This is a genomic window from Microbacterium sp. NPDC056234, from assembly GCF_042267585.1.
Lineage (GTDB): Bacteria > Actinomycetota > Actinomycetes > Actinomycetales > Microbacteriaceae > Microbacterium.
The window spans coordinates 496410-514630 of the sequence record NZ_JBHJTE010000003.1; the positions used below are offsets into that span (position 1 = coordinate 496410).

The window sequence follows — 18221 nt, forward strand, 5'->3', positions numbered from 1 at the left end:
CTCGAGCCTAGGGACATCCCGCCGCCCTGGCGGCATCCATCGACCGGTGGATGCCGGAATCCATCCGTCCACGGCTACCGCGATCGGTACCCGGCGGCCACGCTGGAACCATGACCGACACTGTGATCCAGGTGCGTGACCTGCGCAAGACGTACGGCGCGTTCACCGCCGTCGACGGCATCAGCTTCGACATCCGCCGCGGCGAGACCTTCGCCCTGCTCGGCCCGAACGGCGCCGGCAAGTCCACGACGATCGAGATCCTGGAGGGGTACCGGCACCGCACGTCCGGCGACGTTCGCGTGCTCGGTGTGGATCCGCACCGCGGCGGACTGGACTGGAAGGCCCGCCTCGGCATCGTGCTGCAGTCCAGCGGCGAGACGGGCAACGTCACCGTCCGCGAACTGCTGACCGAGTTCGCCGGCTACTACCCGCACCCGCGTTCGGTCGACGAGGTCATCGGCGCCGTCGGCCTCGTGGCGAAGCAGAAGGTCAGGGTCGGGAAGCTCTCCGGCGGTCAGCGGCGGCGGCTCGACGTGGCCCTCGGCATCGTCGGACGCCCTGAGCTGCTGTTCCTGGACGAACCGACGACGGGATTCGACCCGCAGGCACGGCGACAGTTCTGGGAGCTCATCCGCTCGCTCAAGGCCGAGGGCACCAGCATCCTGCTGACGACCCACTACCTCGACGAGGCCGCGCAGCTCGGCGACCGTGCCGCGGTCATCGCGGCGGGCCGGATCGCCGCGATCGGCGACATCGACGAGATCGGCGGCGCTGACGCACGGATCCCGGTGGTGCGCTGGACGGATGCCGCGGGCACCGTCCGCGAGCAGCGTACGCCGGAGCCCGGCGCCGTGGTCGCCGAGCTGTACCGCGATGGCGGAGAACCGCACGGGCTCGAGATCGTCCGTCCGACGCTCGAAGACATCTACCTGGGCCTGATCAGCGCGCAGGCCGGGACCACCGAAGAACTTCTCGTGGAGGAGCGCGCATGACCATCACCGCACCGGCATCGTCCTTCGGGCTGCCCCGCACCGTTCGCCTCGGCATCCGCCGCATCGGATTCGAACTGCGCCAGTACTTCCGTGCCGGTGATCAGGTGTTCTTCACGTTCCTGTTCCCGACCCTGATGTACGTGCTCTTCGCCACCATCTTCACCGGTGACATCGGTGAGGGTCCGGACGCGGTGAGCATGGCGACGTACTACCTCCCCGGTCTCGTCGCCGGCGGCATCCTGCTCTCCGGCGTGCAGGGCCCTGCGCTCGAGATCGCGACGGAGAAGAGCGACGGCACGCTCAAGCGCCTCGGCGGAACGCCGATCTCACCGGTGACGTACTTCCTCGGCAAGACCGGCGAGGTCTTCGTCACCGCCATCCTGCAGATCGCGCTGCTCATCGCCGTGGCCGCCGGGGTCTACGGCGCCGACCTGCCGACGGACCCTGCGGCCTGGCTCCGGTTCGCGTGGGTCTTCGTGCTCGGGCTCATCGCCTGCACGCTGCTCGGCATCGCCCTGTCATCGGTCCCGCGCTCGGGGAAGACCGCGAGCGCCGTCGTCATCCCCGTGGTGCTGCTGATCCAGTTCGTCTCCGGCGTCTACATCGCCTTCGCGGCGCTGCCCGAATGGCTGCAGAACGCCGCGGGGATCCTGCCGGTGAAGTGGATCGCACAGGGCATGCGGTCGGTCTTCCTCCCCGACGAGTTCAAGAACGCCGAGGTCACCGGATCGTGGGAGCTCGGCATGATCGCCCTCATGCTCGTCGTCTGGATCGTGATCGGCCTCGTGCTGAGCCGCGTCACGTTCCGATGGATCCGTCGAGACGGATGAGCCGCACGCGGCGGGCGGAACTGCCAGAGTGGTCCCGATGAGAACGATCCGCAACGAGCAACTGGGCTGGGACATCGCCACCGGGGCGCTGTTCCTGGTGATCGTGCTGCTCGCGTTCATCCTTCCGGAGCAGTTCCCCGGATCGCGCTGGATGCTGATCATCGTCGCCGCCGGCATCCTCGCGGTCTACGCGTTCGGGGCGCGCCGGTACGTCAGCATCCAGGAGAACTCGGAGCCGTCTCCCGTCGCCTCCGGGCTGCTGCAGATCTCGCTGATCGCTCTGCTCGCCGTCGGCACGGCGATCGAGCCGAACATGCTCATCCTGCAGACGATCGCGCTGCCGCTGATCTGGATGACATCCCGATCGACGAAGCAGTCCGTGATCGTCACCCTGATCAACGCGGTCGTCCTCGCCCTCGCGTACGCGTTCTGGGGGATGTTCGCCCCGGAGGCGACGATCGCCGGCTTTCTCACGGCGGGTCTCTCGGCGGCGTTCTCCATCGCGATCGGGCTGTGGATCAGCCGCATCGCCGACTGGGGCGTCGAACGCCACCGCCTGCTGACGCAGCTGACCGCCGCGCAGGCGAGCCTCGAGTCCGCGAGCCGTGAGGCCGGTGCGACCGCAGAGCGGGAACGCCTCGCCCGCGACGTGCACGACACGATCGCGCAGAGTCTGACGAGCATCGTCATGCTCGCCGAGCGCGCCGGACGCGACGGCTCGGCCGAGACGATCGCGCTGATCGAGGACGCCGCCCGCGATGCGCTGCGCGAGGCGCGCGCCCTCGTGGTCGTGGAGTCCGCGGCGACCGACCCCTCCGGTTCGCTCGCCCAGGCGCTGCAGCGCCTGGGCGAGCGCTTCGAGCAGGAGACGGGGATGACGGTGCACGTCGAGGCATCCGAGTGCACCGTTCCGCGCGACGCGCAGGTGGTGCTGCTGCGCTGCGCGCAGGAGGGACTGGCGAATGTCCGCAAGCACTCGTCGGCGACCACCGCCTGGCTGGCGCTGGAGGTCGGCAGGGATGCGGCGCTCAGCGTCCGCGACGACGGACGAGGCGGGGCGAGGATCGACGCCGGAACCGGCTTCGGGCTGGCAGGGATGCGCGACAGGGTCGCGCTCGTGGGCGGCATGCTGGATGTGCGGGATGCCGAGCCCTCAGGGACGGTGCTGACCGTCCGCATTCCGCGGGGAGCACAGGAGGAGTCGTCATGATCCGAGTCGTCGTCGCCGACGATCACCCCGTGGTGCGCGCGGGCATCGTGGGTCTCATCGCGCTGGACGAGGGCATCGAGGTCGTCGCGGAAGCCTCGGATGGAGCCGAGGCCGTCGAACTCGCTTCGACGACGAAGCCGGACCTCGTCCTGATGGATCTGCGGATGCCGCGACTCTCCGGCGCCGAGGCGACCGCCCGCATCATCCAGGCGATGCCGGAGGTCCGCGTGCTCGTCCTCACGACGTACGAGTCGGACGACGACATCCTCGGGGCGATCGAGGCCGGTGCGAGCGGCTATCTGCTCAAGGCGGCACCGCACGAGGAGATCCTCGCGGGCATCAGGGCCGTCGCCGAGGGGCACACGGTGCTGGCCCCTGCGATCGCGTCGACGCTCGTGACGCGGATGCGTCAGGACGCCTCAGAGCGACCGCAGCTCAGCCCGCGTGAGCTCGAGGTCCTGCGGCTCGTGGCGGCAGGACGCAGCAACCCGGCGATCGCGCGCGAACTGTTCATCGGCGAGGCGACGGTGAAGACCCACCTGCTGCACGTGTTCGAGAAGCTCGGAGTCTCCGATCGCACCAGGGCCGTCACCCTGGCGCTGGAGCTCGGAATCCTCTGAGCCGGGTGGGGGCGGCGCGTCAGGCGCGCCGCATCTGCGAAGCCGCGGGGCAGTCGAACGGGTCGCTCGCCGCGAGGCCGACCCGGTTCAGGTACTCGATGACGATCGCGTAGGACCGCAGAAGGCTCGTCTCGGTGTACGGGACGCCGTTGGCCGAGCAGTAGTCGCGGACGATGCCGCGGGCCTTCGACAGGTGCAGACGCGACATGTTCGGGAAGAGGTGGTGCTCGACCTGGTGGTTGAGACCGCCCATGAACCAGGTGGCCCACCAGCCGCCGTTGACGTTGCGCGAAGTGCGCACCTGCTTGGAGAAGAAGTCCAGGCGGGCGTTGGGGGCGATGATCGGCATGCCCTTGTGGTTCGGGGCGAACGAGGCGCCCATGTAGACGCCGAAGACCGCGAGCTGCACGCCCATGAAGGCGAACGCCATGCCCAGAGGAAGCATCAGGAACACCGGGATGAGAACGATCGAGAAACGGACCGCAATCAGGCTGAGCTCGGTCCAGCGGCCCTTGACGCCCTTGCGCGTGATCAGGTGCTTGAGTCCGAGGTAGTGCAGGTTGAGACCCTCGAGGGTCAGCAGCGGGAAGAACAGCCACCCCTGCTTGCGGGTGATCATGCGGATGAAGCCGCGCGACTTCGCGGCATCCTCTTCCAGGAAGGAGATCGTGTCGACATCGATGTCGGGGTCCTTGCCGACCTGGTTCGGGTTGCCGTGGTGACGGGTGTGCTTGGAGTCCCACCACGCATAGCTGATCCCGACGACGCCGGCGGCGAGGATGCGCGCGAGGCGGAAGTTCGCCGGACCGGAGGTCAGGATCTGCCGGTGCGCCGCCTCATGCGCCAGGAAGGCGACCTGCGTGAACAGGATGCCGAGGGCGCCCGCGATCAGCAGCTGGAACCAGCTGTCGCCGAGGAGGATGAAGCCGGTGATCGCCCCGCCGAACAGGAGCGCGAGCGCGCCGGCGACGAGCGAGTAGAAGATCGGAGTGCGCTGCATCAACCCCGTCTCGCGGACCACCTGCTGGACCTCGCGGTACGCGCTGGCCATCGGCGGGATCTCGGCGTTGCCGGCGTACGTCTGGCGCACTGGTCCGAGGGTCGAAGTGGTCGAGTCGAGCTGAGTACTGGAGATGATGCTCTCCTGCCGATCGGGAGCCCTTAGAGCTGCGGAAGCCAAAGCGGGTGCCGATGACTTCTCCTCAGCGTAACCCGGTCCGTATACGGCAGCGGGAATACGCCGAGGCGGTTCATCGAGGCTTTTCAGGCCCGCGCACGACGGATCCGACGGCGCAGCCTGAGCCGCAGCGGGTGGGCGTTGGGGCGGTCGCCGCCTTCGAGAGCGCGACGGGCGTCGGCCAGGGTCGGGAAGGCGCCGAGCTCGGTGCCGTGGTTGTCGCGCACGAGATGCGCGGTGCCGTCGAACTCGACGAAGCCGGCGAATTCGCCGTCGCGCGTGGCGACGTGCACGTCGTCGTCGGCCTGCTTCCAGTCGAGGGACTCGTGGATGATGCTCATGGTGTTACTGCTCATAGCTCTGCTCTGTGGCGGGCGCGCGCATGCGCACCTCGCTTCTCGTCCGATCAGAGCGGATGCCGCGCGCGTCGGTGTGCGTGGTCCGTGATGGCCCTGATCAGTGGCGACGTGATGGCCGAATCTGCGGCGATGTCACTCACGTTGCAGGAACAGTCTACCAGGCGGCATCCGACACGGGCTGGGACCGGCGGTCATGCCTTCGACAGGGGTGGCCGGATCACGAGCACGGTGACGATGGCGACGAGGACCAGTGCGGTCAGCGTCACCGGGATCGGCAGCACCGGATCCAGCAGCACGAGCAGCGCGCCAGCGGGCACGACGACGTTCACGACACGGTCGGCGTTCTCGCGGATGGCGATCCACCAGATTCCGAGCAGGAAGATCGCGATCGGCACGGTCACGGTGAACGACGCCGCCATGTTCGACAGTTCGCTGTGGTGCGTGAGCAGGTCGATCTCGACTTCGATACCGGCGGAGAACGCCGCGGCCGCGGCGAAGACGAAGTAATGCGTGTAGCCGTAGCGCAGCGACCGGCCGAACGACGTGATGGCGCGGTGGTGCGGCGGCCAGAAGTAGATCCACCACAGCGATGCGGTCACGACGAGGGTCAGCACGGCGATCGCGATCAGCGGACCGAGGGTCTCGACCTCCTCCAGCGCGCCGACGATGGCGTTGGCCGAGGCGAGCAGGCTCTCACCCAGCACGATCAGGGTGAACAGTCCGTAGCGCTCAGTGATGTGGTGCGGATGCCAGGGCGTCTGATGCCTGCGCTCGGCGACCACCGGCACCGACATCTCGGCGAGCGCGAAGAGCACGAAGGCGGCGATCTGGAAAGGTGCGGGGATGAAGAGGAAGCCCACCCACAGCAGCTGCACGACGGCGATGCCCGCCGCGTAGCGCCGGGTGACGGACCGCAGCGTTTCGTCACCGCGCGAGGCGCGAAGCCACTGCGCGATCATGGCGATCCGCATGACGATGTATCCCAGGACCGGGATCGTGAAGTCGCCGTGCTCGAACGCACCGGGGATCCCGGCGGCGAGCGTGAGCACACCGCCCATCTGCACGAACGTCAGCACGCGGTACAGCCAGTCGTCCGTGGCGAACGAGGTGGCGAACCAGGTGAAGTTCATCCACGCCCACCAGATCGCGAAGAAGATCATCGCGTACGACGTGAGGCCGTGCACGAAGTCCCCCTCGGCGAGGGCATGGTGCAGCTGTGCGGATGCGACGCTGATCGCGACGACGAAGACGAGATCGAAGAACAGCTCGAGCGTGCTGGCCGTGCGGTGCGGCTCATGCGGGTCGCGGGGCTGCATGCGGCCCAGTCGGAGTCTGCCGAGGGTGTTCTGATCGGTCACGGGAGAAGAGTAGAGCAGTGCGGCGCAGGTCCGCGAAAACGGATTCGTCCAGTCGGATGAAATATCTTCCGCTCGCGCGCGCCATCCGCTAGAGTGAGCGCAGTCTGCAGTGCCTGCTGCATCCGGAAGTCGCCTGGGAACGACTTCTCACCCGTCAAGACGTGGGGTCTTGACGAGCAGCAGGATCCCGAAGGGTCGGGAAGCAGGCGACGGCGCGAGCACAACGCCCGCGTACTGGGGAAACACTGGGGAAGTCATGGCGCACTGGGGAATTCTGCGTTCATTCTGCGCTCGGGGAGTCCGGGCATGACGTCCGTCGAGGACGCCGTCGGGCTCACGCGCATCGCACCGGCCTTCGCGCCGGTGGCCGCGTCGCGCACCGCCAAGGTCGCTTCGCGCACCGTCGTCGCGCCGCGCGTGACGCCGACGCTCGAGCGCCGGCAGCTGTGGGAGCGGCGATATCGGATGCGCCTGCGCACCACCGACGCGGCGATCATCGTGCTCGCGGTCGCGGTCACCGCCGGGGCGCAGCTTCTCGTCCTCGGCACCCCGATCGATGCCGTGGTGCGCGACGGGGCGGTACTGGTCGCCGTCTGGTTCCCGATACTGAGCGCGTTGAGCACGCGTGCCGCAGCGGTGTTCGGCTCTGGGGCTGCCGAATACACGCGCGTCGCGCATGCCAGCGGGCTCGCATTCGGGTTCCTCGCGATCGTCGGCGTGCTGTGGGAGTGGGAGGGACTCCGACCGCTGCTGCTGATCGCTCTGCCCGTGGGGATGCTGGGGCTTCTCCTCGCGCGGTGGATGTGGCGCAAGTGGCTCCTGCAGCGCCGGCGCGACGGGCAGTATTCGTCGCGCACCGTCGTGGCAGGCGATGCCGAGGACGTCAGGTACGTCATCGATTCGCTGCGCCGCGGTGGGGAGACCGCCTACCACGTGGTCGGGGCCACGCTGTTCGACGGCAACGCCGTGGAACTGGAGGTCGGCGGGGATCGCTATCCGGTGCTGGGCAACGTGAACACCGTCGCTGCGGTGGCCATGCAGCTCGGCGCGGACACGATCATCGTGGCGAGTCGTCCGGATGGGGATCCGGACTTCGTCAAACAGCTCGGATGGCAGTTGGAGGGCACGGCATCCGAGCTGATCCTGTCGAGCCGGCTCACGGACGTGGCCGGCCCGCGGGTGTCCTTGCGGCAGGTGGAGGGCCTGCCGCTGATCCAGGTGAAGATCCCGACGTACGAGGGCGGGGTCCATCTGCTCAAGCGCGCGCTGGACATCGCCGTCGCGGTCGTGGCTCTCGTCCCGATCGCTCTGCTCGCACCGGCGCTCGCTCTCATCATCAAGGCGGACTCCCCCGGGCCGGTATTCTTCCGTCAGGAGCGGGTGGGCAGGGACGGAAGGACCTTCCGGATCGTGAAGTTCCGCTCCATGAGGACGGATGCCGAGCAGCACCTCGCCGCCCTGAAGCAGCAGAACGAGGGAGCGGGACTGCTGTTCAAGATGAAGGACGATCCGCGCGTCACCCGCGTGGGCCGGGTGCTGCGCAAGCTGTCGCTGGACGAGCTGCCGCAGTTCTGGAACGTGCTGGTCGGCGACATGAGCGTCGTCGGTCCGCGGCCTCCGCTGCCCAGCGAGGTCACCGCCTACGACGGCACCGTGTACCGGCGCCTGTACATCAAGCCGGGGATCACCGGCCTGTGGCAGGTGTCCGGCCGCAGCGACCTCACGTGGGATGAGAGCGTGCGACTCGATCTGCGCTACGTCGAGAACTGGTCGGTCATGAACGACCTGCAGATCATGTGGCGCACGGCCAAGGTCATGGCGCAGCCGAGCGGAGCGTACTGAGCACATGGGCGACGGGGAGGGCCTCACCATCGCGATGGTGGGGACGAGGGGGATACCGGCCGCATACGGCGGGTTCGAGACGGCGGTCGAGGAAGTCGGCCGGCGGCTCACGGAACGCGGACATCGCGTCGTCGTCTATACGCGCGGCTCCGACCGTCGCGAACGCGAGTACCTGGGCATGCGGATCGTGCACCTGCCGTCTGTGCCGATCAAGCAGCTCGAGACGCTCAGCCACACCGGACTGTCGACGCTGCACCTGATGTTCCGTCCACGTCCGGATGCGACGTTCGTCTTCAACGCGGCGAACTCGCCGTTCCTGCCTCTGCTGCGCCTGCGGGGTGCGCCCGTGGCGCTGCACATGGACGGACTGGAGTGGCGTCGGTCGAAGTGGGGGCCGCGCGGGCGGGTCTACTACCGCTGGGCGGAGCGGTTCGGCGTGCGAACGGCGGATGCTCTGATCGCCGACGCCCCGGGGATCGCCGACTACTACCGCGATCAGTTCGACGTGCCGACCGAGATGATCCGCTACGGCGCGCCGATCCTCGATGCGCTGCCTGCTCGCGGGGTGTCCGAGCTGAAGCTGGAGGCGGGCGGGTACCACCTCGTCGTGGCGCGCTTCGAGCCGGAGAACCACGTGCTCGAGATCGTCGAGGGGTATCGGCGCAGCGCGGCGACGCTTCCGCTGGTCGTGGTGGGATCGGCGCCGTACAGCGCCGAATACACGCGAGCGATCGACCGTGCAGCCGACGGCGACGAGCGGATCCGACTGGTCGGAGGCGTCTACGATCAGCAACTGCTGGACGCTCTGTACGCGAACGCGGCCACGTACCTGCACGGACACTCCGTCGGCGGGACGAACCCGTCGCTGCTGCGGGCGATGGGTGCCGGCACTGCGGTGATCGCCTACGACATCGCCTTCAACCGCGAAGTGCTCGACGACCGCGGCTGGTTCTTCGAGGACGCTTCCGGTGTGACCGCTCACCTCCTGGCGGCGGAAGCGGATGCCGGGACGCTGGCCGAACTCGGTTCGATGCTGCGCGAGCGGGCCCGCGACGCGTTCCGCTGGGAAGACGTGGCCGACGCGTACGAGGACCTCGCGCACCGGCTCGCCGCCGGCGCGACGATCCATGGATCGTCGCGGCGCGCGCAGCGAAGCGCGACGGAGTGGGAGCCGAGGGGGGAGGTGCGGACGTGAGTCGACGCATTGTTCTCCTCGTGCACCCCGGCGCTGAGATGTTCGGCTCCGACCGCATGCTGCTCGAGAGCGCGATCGGGATCATCGAGACGGGCGCGCGCGTCATCGTGGCATTGCCCGGCAGGGGGATGCTCGATGTCGCACTGCGTGCGGCGGGCGCGGAAGTCGTCGTCGTGCCGATGCTCGTGCTACGGAAGACGCTGCTCACCGCACGGGGTCTGCCTGTCCTGTTCCGCGACATGCTCCGCGGGCTCGGAGCCGCGTGGCGTCTGATGGGTCGCCTGCGCCCGGACGTCGTCTACGTGTCGACCATCATCATTCCGCAGTGGCCGGTCATCGCGCGGCTGCGCGGCGTGCAAGCCGTGAGCCACGTGCACGAGGCCGAGGCCTCCGGGAGCCGCCTCGTCAACGTGATGCTGTACCTGCCGCATCTGGCCTCGCACCGGGTCCTCGTCAACAGCAGGTTCAGTCTCGAGACTCTTCGCACAGCACTGCCGCGTCTCGCATCCCGCGCCGTCGTGGTCTACAACGGTGTCGATTCGCCGACCGCTCCCCCGCCTCCACCGCGGCAGATCGATGAACCACTGCGCGTGCTCTACATCGGTCGGCTCTCGCCGCGGAAGGGTCCGGATCTCGTGATCGAGGCTGCGTCGCGGCTGCAGGATCGCGGGCAAGTCGTCGAGGTCACGCTGCTGGGTGCGGCGTTCGACGGCTACGAATGGTACGAAGCGGAACTGCGCGAACGGGCGGATGCTTCGGGCGCCGACGTCGAGTTCGCAGGGTTCCATTCGGACGTGTGGCCGTTTCTGGCCCGTGCCGACGTTCTGGTGGTCCCCTCGAGGCTCGACGAACCGTTCGGCAACACCGCGGTGGAAGGGATCCTGGCATTGCGTCCCGTGATCGCCAGCGACAGCAGCGGACTTCGCGAAGCGGTCGACGGCTACGCCACCGCGCAGCTCGTGCCCCCTGGCGAGGCGGATGCGATCGCGGACGCGCTGGAGCGCGTGCGTGCCGACTGGGCAACGGCCAGCTCGGCGGCGATGTCATCGCGCGCCGAGGCGCTGCGGCGCCACGCACCGAAGATCTATCGTGCTGCCGTGGCACAGCACGTGCGACATTGAGAAGGCAGGGCCGGACAGTGACCGACGGACTGGTAGTGGCGTACAACGGCGCGGACGCCGGACTCGGCAATCGTCTCAGGGTGACCCTCGGCGCAGCCCGCTACGCCCGATGGCGCGACGCGCGCTTTCTGTACGTCTGGCCGACGACCTCAGCATTCCAGCCGGCGTTCACCGAACTCTGGGAATGGCACGATGGCGTGCGCATCCCTCGGTTGCTCTCGCGCACTGCGGGGGTCGTGACGGGATACCTCGGCAGTGATCTGCGGGCCGTCCAGCCGCGTCCGATCATCCAGGTCCGAACCGGAGCCGAACTGCTGCTCCCGCCGCCGGCCGGGAACTGGACGGATGATCTGCGCGCGCTGGCGCCCGTGGAGGAGATCGCCCGGACGATCACGGCGATCCACACCGCGGAGTTCGGCGCGCAGCCCTACGTCGGCGTGCAGATACGCGCACATCATGTGTCGCACGCGGCGACGAAGCAGTCGTCGCCCGTCACCTGGTTCACAGATCGCATGCGGGCGGTGCTGAATCGTGATCCCGATCGGCGCTTCTACATCTCCTGCGACGTCCCCGAGGTGAAGAACGGTCTGCTCGCCCGGTTCCCGACCGCCGTGGCGCATCGGGCGGACGCCGTGTACAACTCGACGGCCGCCGTCCGCGCGGCCATCGTCGATCTGTACCTTCTGGCCTCGTCCTCGGCGATGCTCGGACCGCACGGCTCGAGCTTCGTGGAGATGGCCCAGTTCCTCTCGGATCTGCGCGTTCCGACCGAGAAACCTACAGAGGGTTCGGTCTCGGTGGAGGACGCATGGGGACTGCCTGGGGCACCGGACCCGCTGCGGCCAGCAGCACGGCGGAGCATGAACGCATCACCCGCGTGAGCGAAGGTCAGTTCTTCTTCTTGCTCGGCTCCGTGTAATAGCTCTGTCGGTCGCGGCCCAGACGCACCCTGTTGAGCACGATGCCGGTGATGCGAGCGCCGGCGCCTTCCAGAGTACGGATCGTCGCGGCGAGCTGTGCTCGGCTCGTCTTCGCCGCGTCGACGACGATGAGGACGCCGTCCACCAGCGGCGCGATGAGATTGGTGTCGGCGACGGTCAGAACCGGCGGCGAATCGATGACCACCACGCCATATCCGTCCGTCGCCTTGTCGAGGAGTTCCTGGAACGCGCGCGACGTGAGGATGGACGCCGAGTTCGGGGGCACCGATCCCGACAGCAGCAGATCGGGTCCTGACTCGCGCCACCGGATCACGGCATCCTCCAGGGCGACCGAGCCGGAGACTGCCGAGGTCAACCCGACCGAGGAATCGAGGCCGAAGAGCTCCCCAGCTCGCGGACGACGCAGGTCCGCATCGATCAGGAGCGTGTTCTCTCCGAGTTCCGCCAGCGTCACGGCGAGATTCGCCGCGAACGTGGACTTTCCGTCTCCCGGGGAGGCGGACGTCACGAGCAGTCGTCGAGCGGTGCCATCGACATTGGCGAAGGCCAACGCGGATTGCACGCGTCGGAAATCCTCAGCGATGTGACTGTGCGGATCGCGGGCGACGACGAGCCCGGCGGGGCCGTCGGATTTCACCCGCGTGATAGATCCCAGGTACGGCAGATCGGTGACTCGCGCCAGCGAGGCCTCGTTGCGGATCCGAGTGTCGGCGAGGCTCACGACGAAAGCGGCGAGCACACCTACGACGAAGCCGAGGATCGCCGCGAGCCCGGCATCCCTGGTCTTGTTCGGCAACGCCTGGAACTGCGGCACGACGGCCTCATCGATGACATCCGCGGTGATGGTCGCTGCACCGTCCGGCCCCTTCGCCACGACGTCCTGCAGCACCTCTGTGAGCTCCACCGAGACCCCGTTGGCGATGTCCGCGGCGAGTTCCGGATCCGGCCAGGTCACCTGGACGTCGAGGATCGCCGTGTCCTGCGGGATCGCGATCGAGATGGAGCGCGAGAGCTCCCGTGGTGTGACATCGAGTTCGAGATCGTCGATCACCTCGGACAGCACTCTCGACGACGTCGCCAGTTGCGCGAACGACAGCATCTGGCTCTGGGTGTACGACGAGCCCTGGTTGAGGTCCGAGCCGGTCGTGCCCTGGTTCATCGCGAAATACAGCGTCGCGGTCGACTGGTACAACGGCGTGGTCGTCGCGGAGATCCCGTAGCCGACCACTCCGCCCAGGATCGTCAGCCCGACGATGAGATACCAGGACTTTCGGATGGCCGCCCATGCGGCGGCGAGCGTCCAGCCGGACCCCTCGGCCTTCACGAACCGGCCCCCGTGCCGTGCTGCGACATGCCTTGTCCTCCCCCCAGGGCGGCGACACCCGCCGTCGTGTACATCGTAACGGAGCCGGTGGTACTGTTTACTCTGGATGAACATCTTTCCAATGGATGGCATCCACACTGGGGAAGTCTCCGCGAACGCCGCCGCATCGATCCGGCGAACGCGGCTGGGGCGCTCGCACGACTCGGGAAAGTCGTGATGAGCGGAAGGGGGGACGATGCGCGTTCTCGTCGCGTGGGCGAACGACGTCACGATGAATCTGGGCGTGCGCGCCCTCGGACAGGGGTCCGAGGATCTGCTGCGCACGCTCTGGCCAGACGCCGAGTTCGTCTTCATGAACTACGGCCAGCGTCCCGCGGAGGTGCCGTGGGGACGACCACGATCACTGCTGCGCGAGCGCGTGACCGGGCGCCTCGGCATGATGCGCTGGTTCCGCGACTTCGATCTCGTGTGGGACACGCGCTCCGGCGACAGCTTCGCCGACATCTACGGCCTTCCGCGGCACACGATCATGTCTATGGTGCACGAATTCGCTGCCCAGGCCGATGTCCCCATCGTCCTCGCTCCGCAGACGATCGGACCGTTCGGCACGGTCCGGGGCAGCGCCGTCGCGCGCCGCAGTCTGCGTCGCAGCGCCCTCGCCTTCGCCAGGGACCCCCTCAGCGCAGAAGCAGCTGAACGTCTCGGCCGCCCCGTCGACGCGACCACGAGCGATCTCGTCTTCGGCATCGCGCAGCCCGAGCCGGGGCTGCCGCGTGACGTGCTGCTCAACATCTCCGGTCTGCTGTGGGAACCGAATCCGCATGTCGACGCCGAAACGTATCGCGAAAACGTCCGCCGCGTGATCGACGGGTTGCTGGCGGACGGGCGCGAGGTCACGCTCCTTCCGCACCTGCTCGACTCACCGGGGCCGGACAACGACGTGCCGGTGTCGCATCGCCTCGTCCACGAGTATGCGGGGCGCATCGACATCCACGTCCCCCGAGACCTGGATGACGCGCGCTCGGCGATCTCGACCGCGCAACTGGTGATCGGGGCCCGCATGCACGCCTGTCTGAACGCCCTGTCCACCGGAACGCCCGCGGTAGCGATGGCCTATTCTCGCAAATTCGCCCCACTGATGGAGTCCGTCGGCTGGCACCGCGTCGTCTCGCTCTCGGGAAGCGAAGACGTCGCGGGTGACGTCCTGACGCACACCCGCGCCGGCGGGCTGGCCGAGCAGGCCATCGCCGCGAAGCACAGGGGACGCGCGATGCTCGACCCGGTCACGTCTCGGCTTTCCGAGATGCTGTGACTGCTCTCGAGACGCAGATCCGCGACGTCCTCCGTCAGGACGCCTGCACCGGATGCGGCCTCTGCGCGCGCCTCGACCCCGGCGTGCGCATGGAGCTCGATGACCGGGGGTACCTCCGACCGCGTGTCGAGGGCGCCTCCACTCCGATTGCCGGCGCGGAGCAGATCTTCGAACGTTCCTGCCCCGGACGCACAGTCGATGCCCCGCAGCGCCCGGAGGACGCGACACCGCACCGTCTTCTGGGCGCGCACCTGGGGATCTGGCAGGCATGGGCGACCAACGACGACATCCGCGCGGCTGGCAGCAGCGGTGGCGTTCTCACCGCGATCCACGCCTGGCTGGTCTCGCAAGGACGTGCCGCGACAGTGACGGGCGCGGCTGGCGACCCGACCGGCCCTCGACGCACCGTCCCTGTGACCATCACGACCAGAGCAGACGCGCTGGCTGCCGCTGGTTCGCGCTACGCCCCCGTGGGGTCGTTGGACAACTCCGACGCGCTGCGCGCAGGTGGCATCGTGACGGGCAAACCGTGCGAGATCGCCGCGCTACGCCGCGCCGCCCCTGATCTGATCGACGGCGAGCCCCCGCTGCTGCTGTCTTTTTTCTGCGCCGGCACCCCGAGTCAGCATGCGACCGACCGCCTGCTGGAAGATCTCGGCGTGGCCGCCGATGAGCCGGTCTCCGCGTTGCGTTATCGGGGAAACGGATGGCCGGGGCGCTTCAGCGCATCGGCGCCCGGCCGGACTGTCTCTGCGGACTACGACGAGTCGTGGGGGCGCACACTGGGACCGACGACGCAGTGGCGCTGCAAGATCTGTCCGGACGGAGTGGGTGAGTCCGCCGACATCGTCTGCGCCGATTCCTGGGCGACGGACGAGCGCGGCTATCCCACGTTCGTCGAAGGCGACGGCGTCAGTGCGCTCATCGCACGCACGCCACGGGGACTCGCCGTCGTACAGGACGCGCTCGCGGCGGGGGTCATCGCCGCCCGCCCACTTGACATCGAACAGCTCGCCTCTGCCCAGCCACTCCAGGTCACGCGCCGCCGTTTCCTCTTCGCACGCCTGGCCGGTGCGCGACTCGCCGGCCGGGGGACCCCGCGGTATCGCGGATTCGGGCTGTTCGGCCTGACGGCGCGCGCACCGCGCACAGCCGTGCGGGTACTCATGGGTGCGTACCGCCGAGTCCGCGAACAGCGCCGCATCGCGGGCGAGGGGCGATGATGGCTTCCGCATTGGCGCAGTCCGCCGCACGCGGCGCGTTCTTCACGCTGTCCGCCCAGGGTGCGCGGATCCTGCTGCAACTGCTCTCGGTGGTCGTCCTCGCCCGACTTCTGACTCCGCACGACTACGGCCTGCTCGCCATGGTCCTCGTGGCAGTCGGACTCGGTGAGATCTTCAGGGACTTCGGTCTCACCTCGGCATCCATCCAGGCGCCGGAGTTTTCGGACGGACAGCGCGACAACCTGTTCTGGATCAATGCCCTGATCGGCGCCGCCCTGGCGGTCCTCATGTTCGCAGCGTCGTGGCCGATGGCGGCGGTGACAGGTCAGGAGGAAGTGCTCGGCATTACGCAATGGCTAGCGCTCACCTTCATCCTCAGCGGACTCGCCACCCAGTACCGCGCGAACCTCATGCGCGAGATGAAACTGCGCTCGCTCGCCATCGTGGACGTCGCTTCGTCCGCGATCGCTCTCGCGGCCGCCATCGTCGCAGCGTCGCTGGGCGCAGGATACTGGGCGCTCGTCGTCCAGCAACTCGTGACCGGTACGGTGATCCTCGTCGGCGTCGTCGTCGCCGGCCGATGGCTGCCCGGCTGGTACTCGCGACGGTACTCCGTGCGAGCGATGGTTTCTTTCGGGTGGAACATCGTGGCCGCCAATCTCATCGGGTACGCAGCCAAGCAGATCGACACCGTGCTGATCAGCTTCCGTTTCGGGACGTCCTCACTCGGCCTGTACAACAGGTCCTTCCAACTCGTCATGACTCCGCTCGGCCAGGTGCGCTCACCGCTGCAGGCTGTGGCCCTTCCCGTGCTCTCCCGCGTTCAGCAGGACCAGCCACGGTTCGAGACGTACGTCACGTCTGCGCAACTCGCGCTCGGATATCTGATCGGCATCCCGCTCGCCATCCTCGCCGGGCTCGCCGAGCCGATCGTGTCGATCATGCTCGGCGATGCCTGGAGCGACGCCGCGCCCATCATGCGCATGTTCGCGATCGCCGGTCTGCTGACCACGGTCTCGTTCGTGGGCTACTGGGTCTATCTCGCGCGCGGGCTGGGACGGGAACTGTTCCGCTACACGATCGTCACCGCGCTTATCAAGATCGTGTGCATCACCGTAGGTTCGTTCTTCGGCCTCGTCGGAGTCGCCGTGGCCTTCGCGGTGCATCCGGCGATCGCCTGGCCGATCTCGCTCGCATGGCTCTCGCGCGTGACCCCGATGCCCCAACGCCGGCTCTACCTGGGAGCGGGTCGTATCATCGTCGTCGCGCTGGCTGCCGGCCTCGCCGCCTGGGCCGGCGGAGAGCTGATCTCCGGCGCAGGTGTCTGGGCGCAGACCGGGCTCGGGTTCGTCCTGGGGCTCATCGCCGCATCCGCCGCGCTCCTGGCCCCCGCCTATCGAAGGGATGCCGGCGCCCTCTGGGCGTTCATCCGGCTCATGCTGGTCAGATCGCCGCGGAACACGTCGTTCTGATCGGCCCAGGCCACCGCGAGTCCGACCAGGAACCACAGCATCATTCCGAACTGGGTGATTAGTGCGACAGCGAACAGCGCCGGCAACTGTGCGGCGACCGCGATCGCTGCCGGTGAGGCACCTCGCCGGCGGAATATGGCCGCCGCCGCCAGCACGATCGCGAGGAGGAGGAGGATCGCCGGAATCCAGCCGAAACGAAGGGCGAAGACGAGGAACGCGTTGTCGACGGACCGCGCGTACGATCCGAGATATTCCCCGCCGACGGTGAGTCCGGTCCAGTCACCGGCGCCGCCGAACAACTGCACCTGGGAGACCAGGGCGAACAGGCCGCCCCGATAGTCAGCGCTTCCGCCCGCCTCGTCCCCGGCTTCGAGGAACACGCCGCCGATCACCGGAACGAGGACGGCCGCCGCAGCGACGCCTGCCACCGCAACGCTCACCTTCAGAGCCCGTGGAACATCGCGCAGCAGTGCGAGCGACAGCACCGCCGTGAGCACGAGCGTGAGCAACCCGATGCGGCTGAACGTCACCACAGTGGCTGCCGTGATCGCGGCGAGGCAGAGCAACCGGACCACGACCGGCCACTTCGCGGCGATCACGAACGCCGAGGACATCGCCATCGCCGCGCCCAGCGCGATGGAGTGCCCCCAGGCGCCCTCGGCCCGCGTGTTTCCGGCTCGAATCTGCAGTCTTCCCCACTCCGCGAACAGGCCGCCGTTGAGCGCTGGCAGATACTCGACGAAGAAGTTCGTTCCAGACGTGAACTCGATGAGCGCCATCACGGCGGCAGCGGTCGCCACTCCCGCGATCAGCTTCGTCAGAAACGATGCCGAGACCTTCGCGAGGACGATCCGCCCCCACGCATACGGCAGGACCCACTCGAGCAGGGCGATCACCGTCGCGGACAGCGTCGTCATTCGCAGGCCGAACATCGTGACCGTCATGGCGATGAACACGAGGACGATCAGGTCGACGTGCGTGAAGCGGATGTCCTCGGCGCCGGCCACGACCGCGAGCAGCGTCACCAGTGTGATCGCCGCCCAGAAGAACCCGGCGGAGCCTCCGATCCAGACCGGAACGAAGAACAGCACGACAGTCCACACGACGACCGTGAGCCGGGGGCTCGCTTTGAAGAGCAGGAACGCGATGCCCCCGGCGCAGGCCGCGATCGCCATGAGCACCAGCATGCTGGCGTTCATGGCGATCGTCGACCGGCCGACTCGGACATCGGATCGAGCCTACGGC

At 68.1% G+C, this 18221-nt stretch carries 16 protein-coding genes; 11 read left to right on the forward strand and 5 right to left on the reverse strand.

Annotation, left to right across the window (positions count from 1 at the left end; genetic code table 11):
* Positions 1–110 precede the first annotated feature (110 nt).
* From ACFCYE_RS11705 to ACFCYE_RS11720, 4 genes are read left to right on the forward strand one after another with little or no spacing between them, the layout of a single operon-like run.
* Positions 111–992 (forward strand): ABC transporter ATP-binding protein, encoded by an 882-nt coding sequence (locus ACFCYE_RS11705; protein WP_376178889.1) that lies wholly within the window; start codon positions 111–113, stop codon positions 990–992.
* Positions 989–1822, forward strand: a complete 834-nt coding sequence (locus tag ACFCYE_RS11710) for an ABC transporter permease (RefSeq protein WP_376178891.1) — start codon at positions 989–991, stop codon at positions 1820–1822. Before ACFCYE_RS11705 ends, ACFCYE_RS11710 begins: the two co-directional genes overlap by 4 nt.
* A 37-nt stretch (positions 1823–1859) precedes the next feature.
* Positions 1860–3032 carry a sensor histidine kinase gene (locus ACFCYE_RS11715; RefSeq protein WP_376178893.1) on the forward strand — a complete coding sequence of 391 codons (1173 nt, stop codon included), beginning with the start codon at positions 1860–1862 and terminating at the stop codon, positions 3030–3032.
* Entirely contained in the window at positions 3029–3652 is a 624-nt protein-coding gene (locus ACFCYE_RS11720) for a response regulator (protein ID WP_376178895.1), read from the forward strand. The genes ACFCYE_RS11715 and ACFCYE_RS11720 overlap by 4 nt, the downstream gene beginning before the upstream one ends.
* A 19-nt stretch (positions 3653–3671) precedes the next feature.
* On the opposite strand, the gene ACFCYE_RS11725 is transcribed toward ACFCYE_RS11720, so the two are convergent.
* The 3 genes from ACFCYE_RS11725 to ACFCYE_RS11735 all read right to left on the reverse strand — a co-directional run bounded on the left by ACFCYE_RS11725 (position 3672) and on the right by ACFCYE_RS11735 (position 6504).
* Positions 3672–4742 (reverse strand): fatty acid desaturase family protein, encoded by a 1071-nt coding sequence (locus ACFCYE_RS11725; protein WP_376178897.1) that lies wholly within the window; start codon positions 4740–4742, stop codon positions 3672–3674.
* Positions 4743–4915: 173 nt separating this feature from the next.
* Positions 4916–5185 carry a hypothetical protein gene (locus tag ACFCYE_RS11730; RefSeq protein ID WP_376178899.1) on the reverse strand — a complete coding sequence of 90 codons (270 nt, stop codon included), beginning with the start codon at positions 5183–5185 and terminating at the stop codon, positions 4916–4918.
* 194 nt (positions 5186–5379) lie between these two features.
* Positions 5380–6504 (reverse strand): low temperature requirement protein A, encoded by a 1125-nt coding sequence (locus tag ACFCYE_RS11735; protein ID WP_376179000.1) that lies wholly within the window; start codon positions 6502–6504, stop codon positions 5380–5382.
* A gap of 348 nt (positions 6505–6852) precedes the next feature.
* On the opposite strand from ACFCYE_RS11735, the gene ACFCYE_RS11740 reads away from it, so the two are divergent.
* Genes ACFCYE_RS11740 through ACFCYE_RS11755 form a run of 4 tightly spaced genes read left to right on the forward strand, consistent with a single transcriptional unit; the run spans position 6853 to position 11585 of the window.
* Positions 6853–8388, forward strand: a complete 1536-nt coding sequence (locus tag ACFCYE_RS11740) for a sugar transferase (RefSeq protein ID WP_376178901.1) — start codon at positions 6853–6855, stop codon at positions 8386–8388.
* Between the two features lie 4 nt (positions 8389–8392).
* Positions 8393–9583: a glycosyltransferase gene (locus tag ACFCYE_RS11745; RefSeq protein ID WP_376178903.1), complete on the forward strand. Its 1191-nt coding sequence runs from the start codon at positions 8393–8395 to the stop codon at positions 9581–9583.
* On the forward strand, positions 9580–10704 hold the full coding sequence (locus tag ACFCYE_RS11750) for a glycosyltransferase (protein ID WP_376178905.1): 1125 nt from the start codon (positions 9580–9582) through the stop codon (positions 10702–10704). Before ACFCYE_RS11745 ends, ACFCYE_RS11750 begins: the two co-directional genes overlap by 4 nt.
* A 17-nt stretch (positions 10705–10721) precedes the next feature.
* Positions 10722–11585: a hypothetical protein gene (locus ACFCYE_RS11755; protein WP_376178907.1), complete on the forward strand. Its 864-nt coding sequence runs from the start codon at positions 10722–10724 to the stop codon at positions 11583–11585.
* Between the two features lie 7 nt (positions 11586–11592).
* Here ACFCYE_RS11755 and ACFCYE_RS11760 read toward each other — a convergent pair whose 3' ends face one another.
* Complete coding sequence (locus ACFCYE_RS11760) at positions 11593–12969, reverse strand: polysaccharide biosynthesis tyrosine autokinase (RefSeq protein WP_376178908.1); 1377 nt, start codon at positions 12967–12969, stop codon at positions 11593–11595.
* 235 nt (positions 12970–13204) lie between these two features.
* Here ACFCYE_RS11760 and ACFCYE_RS11765 point away from each other — a divergent pair, with 235 nt between their 5' ends.
* Genes ACFCYE_RS11765 through ACFCYE_RS11775 form a run of 3 tightly spaced genes read left to right on the forward strand, consistent with a single transcriptional unit; the run spans position 13205 to position 16976 of the window.
* A complete protein-coding gene (locus ACFCYE_RS11765; protein ID WP_376178910.1) occupies positions 13205–14281 on the forward strand; it encodes a polysaccharide pyruvyl transferase family protein in 1077 nt (358 codons plus the stop codon).
* Positions 14278–15504: a Coenzyme F420 hydrogenase/dehydrogenase, beta subunit C-terminal domain gene (locus ACFCYE_RS11770; RefSeq protein WP_376178911.1), complete on the forward strand. Its 1227-nt coding sequence runs from the start codon at positions 14278–14280 to the stop codon at positions 15502–15504. The genes ACFCYE_RS11765 and ACFCYE_RS11770 overlap by 4 nt, the downstream gene beginning before the upstream one ends.
* On the forward strand, positions 15501–16976 hold the full coding sequence (locus ACFCYE_RS11775; RefSeq protein ID WP_376178913.1) for a lipopolysaccharide biosynthesis protein: 1476 nt from the start codon (positions 15501–15503) through the stop codon (positions 16974–16976). The genes ACFCYE_RS11770 and ACFCYE_RS11775 overlap by 4 nt, the downstream gene beginning before the upstream one ends.
* On the opposite strand, the gene ACFCYE_RS11780 is transcribed toward ACFCYE_RS11775, so the two are convergent.
* Positions 16898–18175 (reverse strand): hypothetical protein, encoded by a 1278-nt coding sequence (locus ACFCYE_RS11780; protein WP_376178915.1) that lies wholly within the window; start codon positions 18173–18175, stop codon positions 16898–16900. The genes ACFCYE_RS11775 and ACFCYE_RS11780 overlap by 79 nt on opposite strands.
* Positions 18176–18221 lie beyond the last annotated feature (46 nt).

What these genes read in the sequence shown, in the direction of transcription:
- ACFCYE_RS11735 (WP_376179000.1), bottom strand. Translation starts at nt 6,504, where the DNA reads ATGCAGCCCCGCGACCCGCATGAGCCGCACCGCACGGCCAGCACGCTC.
- ACFCYE_RS11745 (WP_376178903.1), top strand. Translation starts at nt 8,393, where the DNA reads ATGGGCGACGGGGAGGGCCTCACCATCGCGATGGTGGGGACGAGGGGG.
- ACFCYE_RS11730 (WP_376178899.1), bottom strand. Translation starts at nt 5,185, where the DNA reads ATGAGCAGTAACACCATGAGCATCATCCACGAGTCCCTCGACTGGAAG.
- ACFCYE_RS11720 (WP_376178895.1), top strand. Translation starts at nt 3,029, where the DNA reads ATGATCCGAGTCGTCGTCGCCGACGATCACCCCGTGGTGCGCGCGGGC.
- ACFCYE_RS11740 (WP_376178901.1), top strand. Translation starts at nt 6,853, where the DNA reads ATGACGTCCGTCGAGGACGCCGTCGGGCTCACGCGCATCGCACCGGCC.
- ACFCYE_RS11710 (WP_376178891.1), top strand. Translation starts at nt 989, where the DNA reads ATGACCATCACCGCACCGGCATCGTCCTTCGGGCTGCCCCGCACCGTT.
- ACFCYE_RS11780 (WP_376178915.1), bottom strand. Translation starts at nt 18,175, where the DNA reads ATGAACGCCAGCATGCTGGTGCTCATGGCGATCGCGGCCTGCGCCGGG.
- ACFCYE_RS11765 (WP_376178910.1), top strand. Translation starts at nt 13,205, where the DNA reads ATGCGCGTTCTCGTCGCGTGGGCGAACGACGTCACGATGAATCTGGGC.
- ACFCYE_RS11775 (WP_376178913.1), top strand. Translation starts at nt 15,501, where the DNA reads ATGATGGCTTCCGCATTGGCGCAGTCCGCCGCACGCGGCGCGTTCTTC.
- ACFCYE_RS11705 (WP_376178889.1), top strand. Translation starts at nt 111, where the DNA reads ATGACCGACACTGTGATCCAGGTGCGTGACCTGCGCAAGACGTACGGC.
- ACFCYE_RS11715 (WP_376178893.1), top strand. Translation starts at nt 1,860, where the DNA reads ATGAGAACGATCCGCAACGAGCAACTGGGCTGGGACATCGCCACCGGG.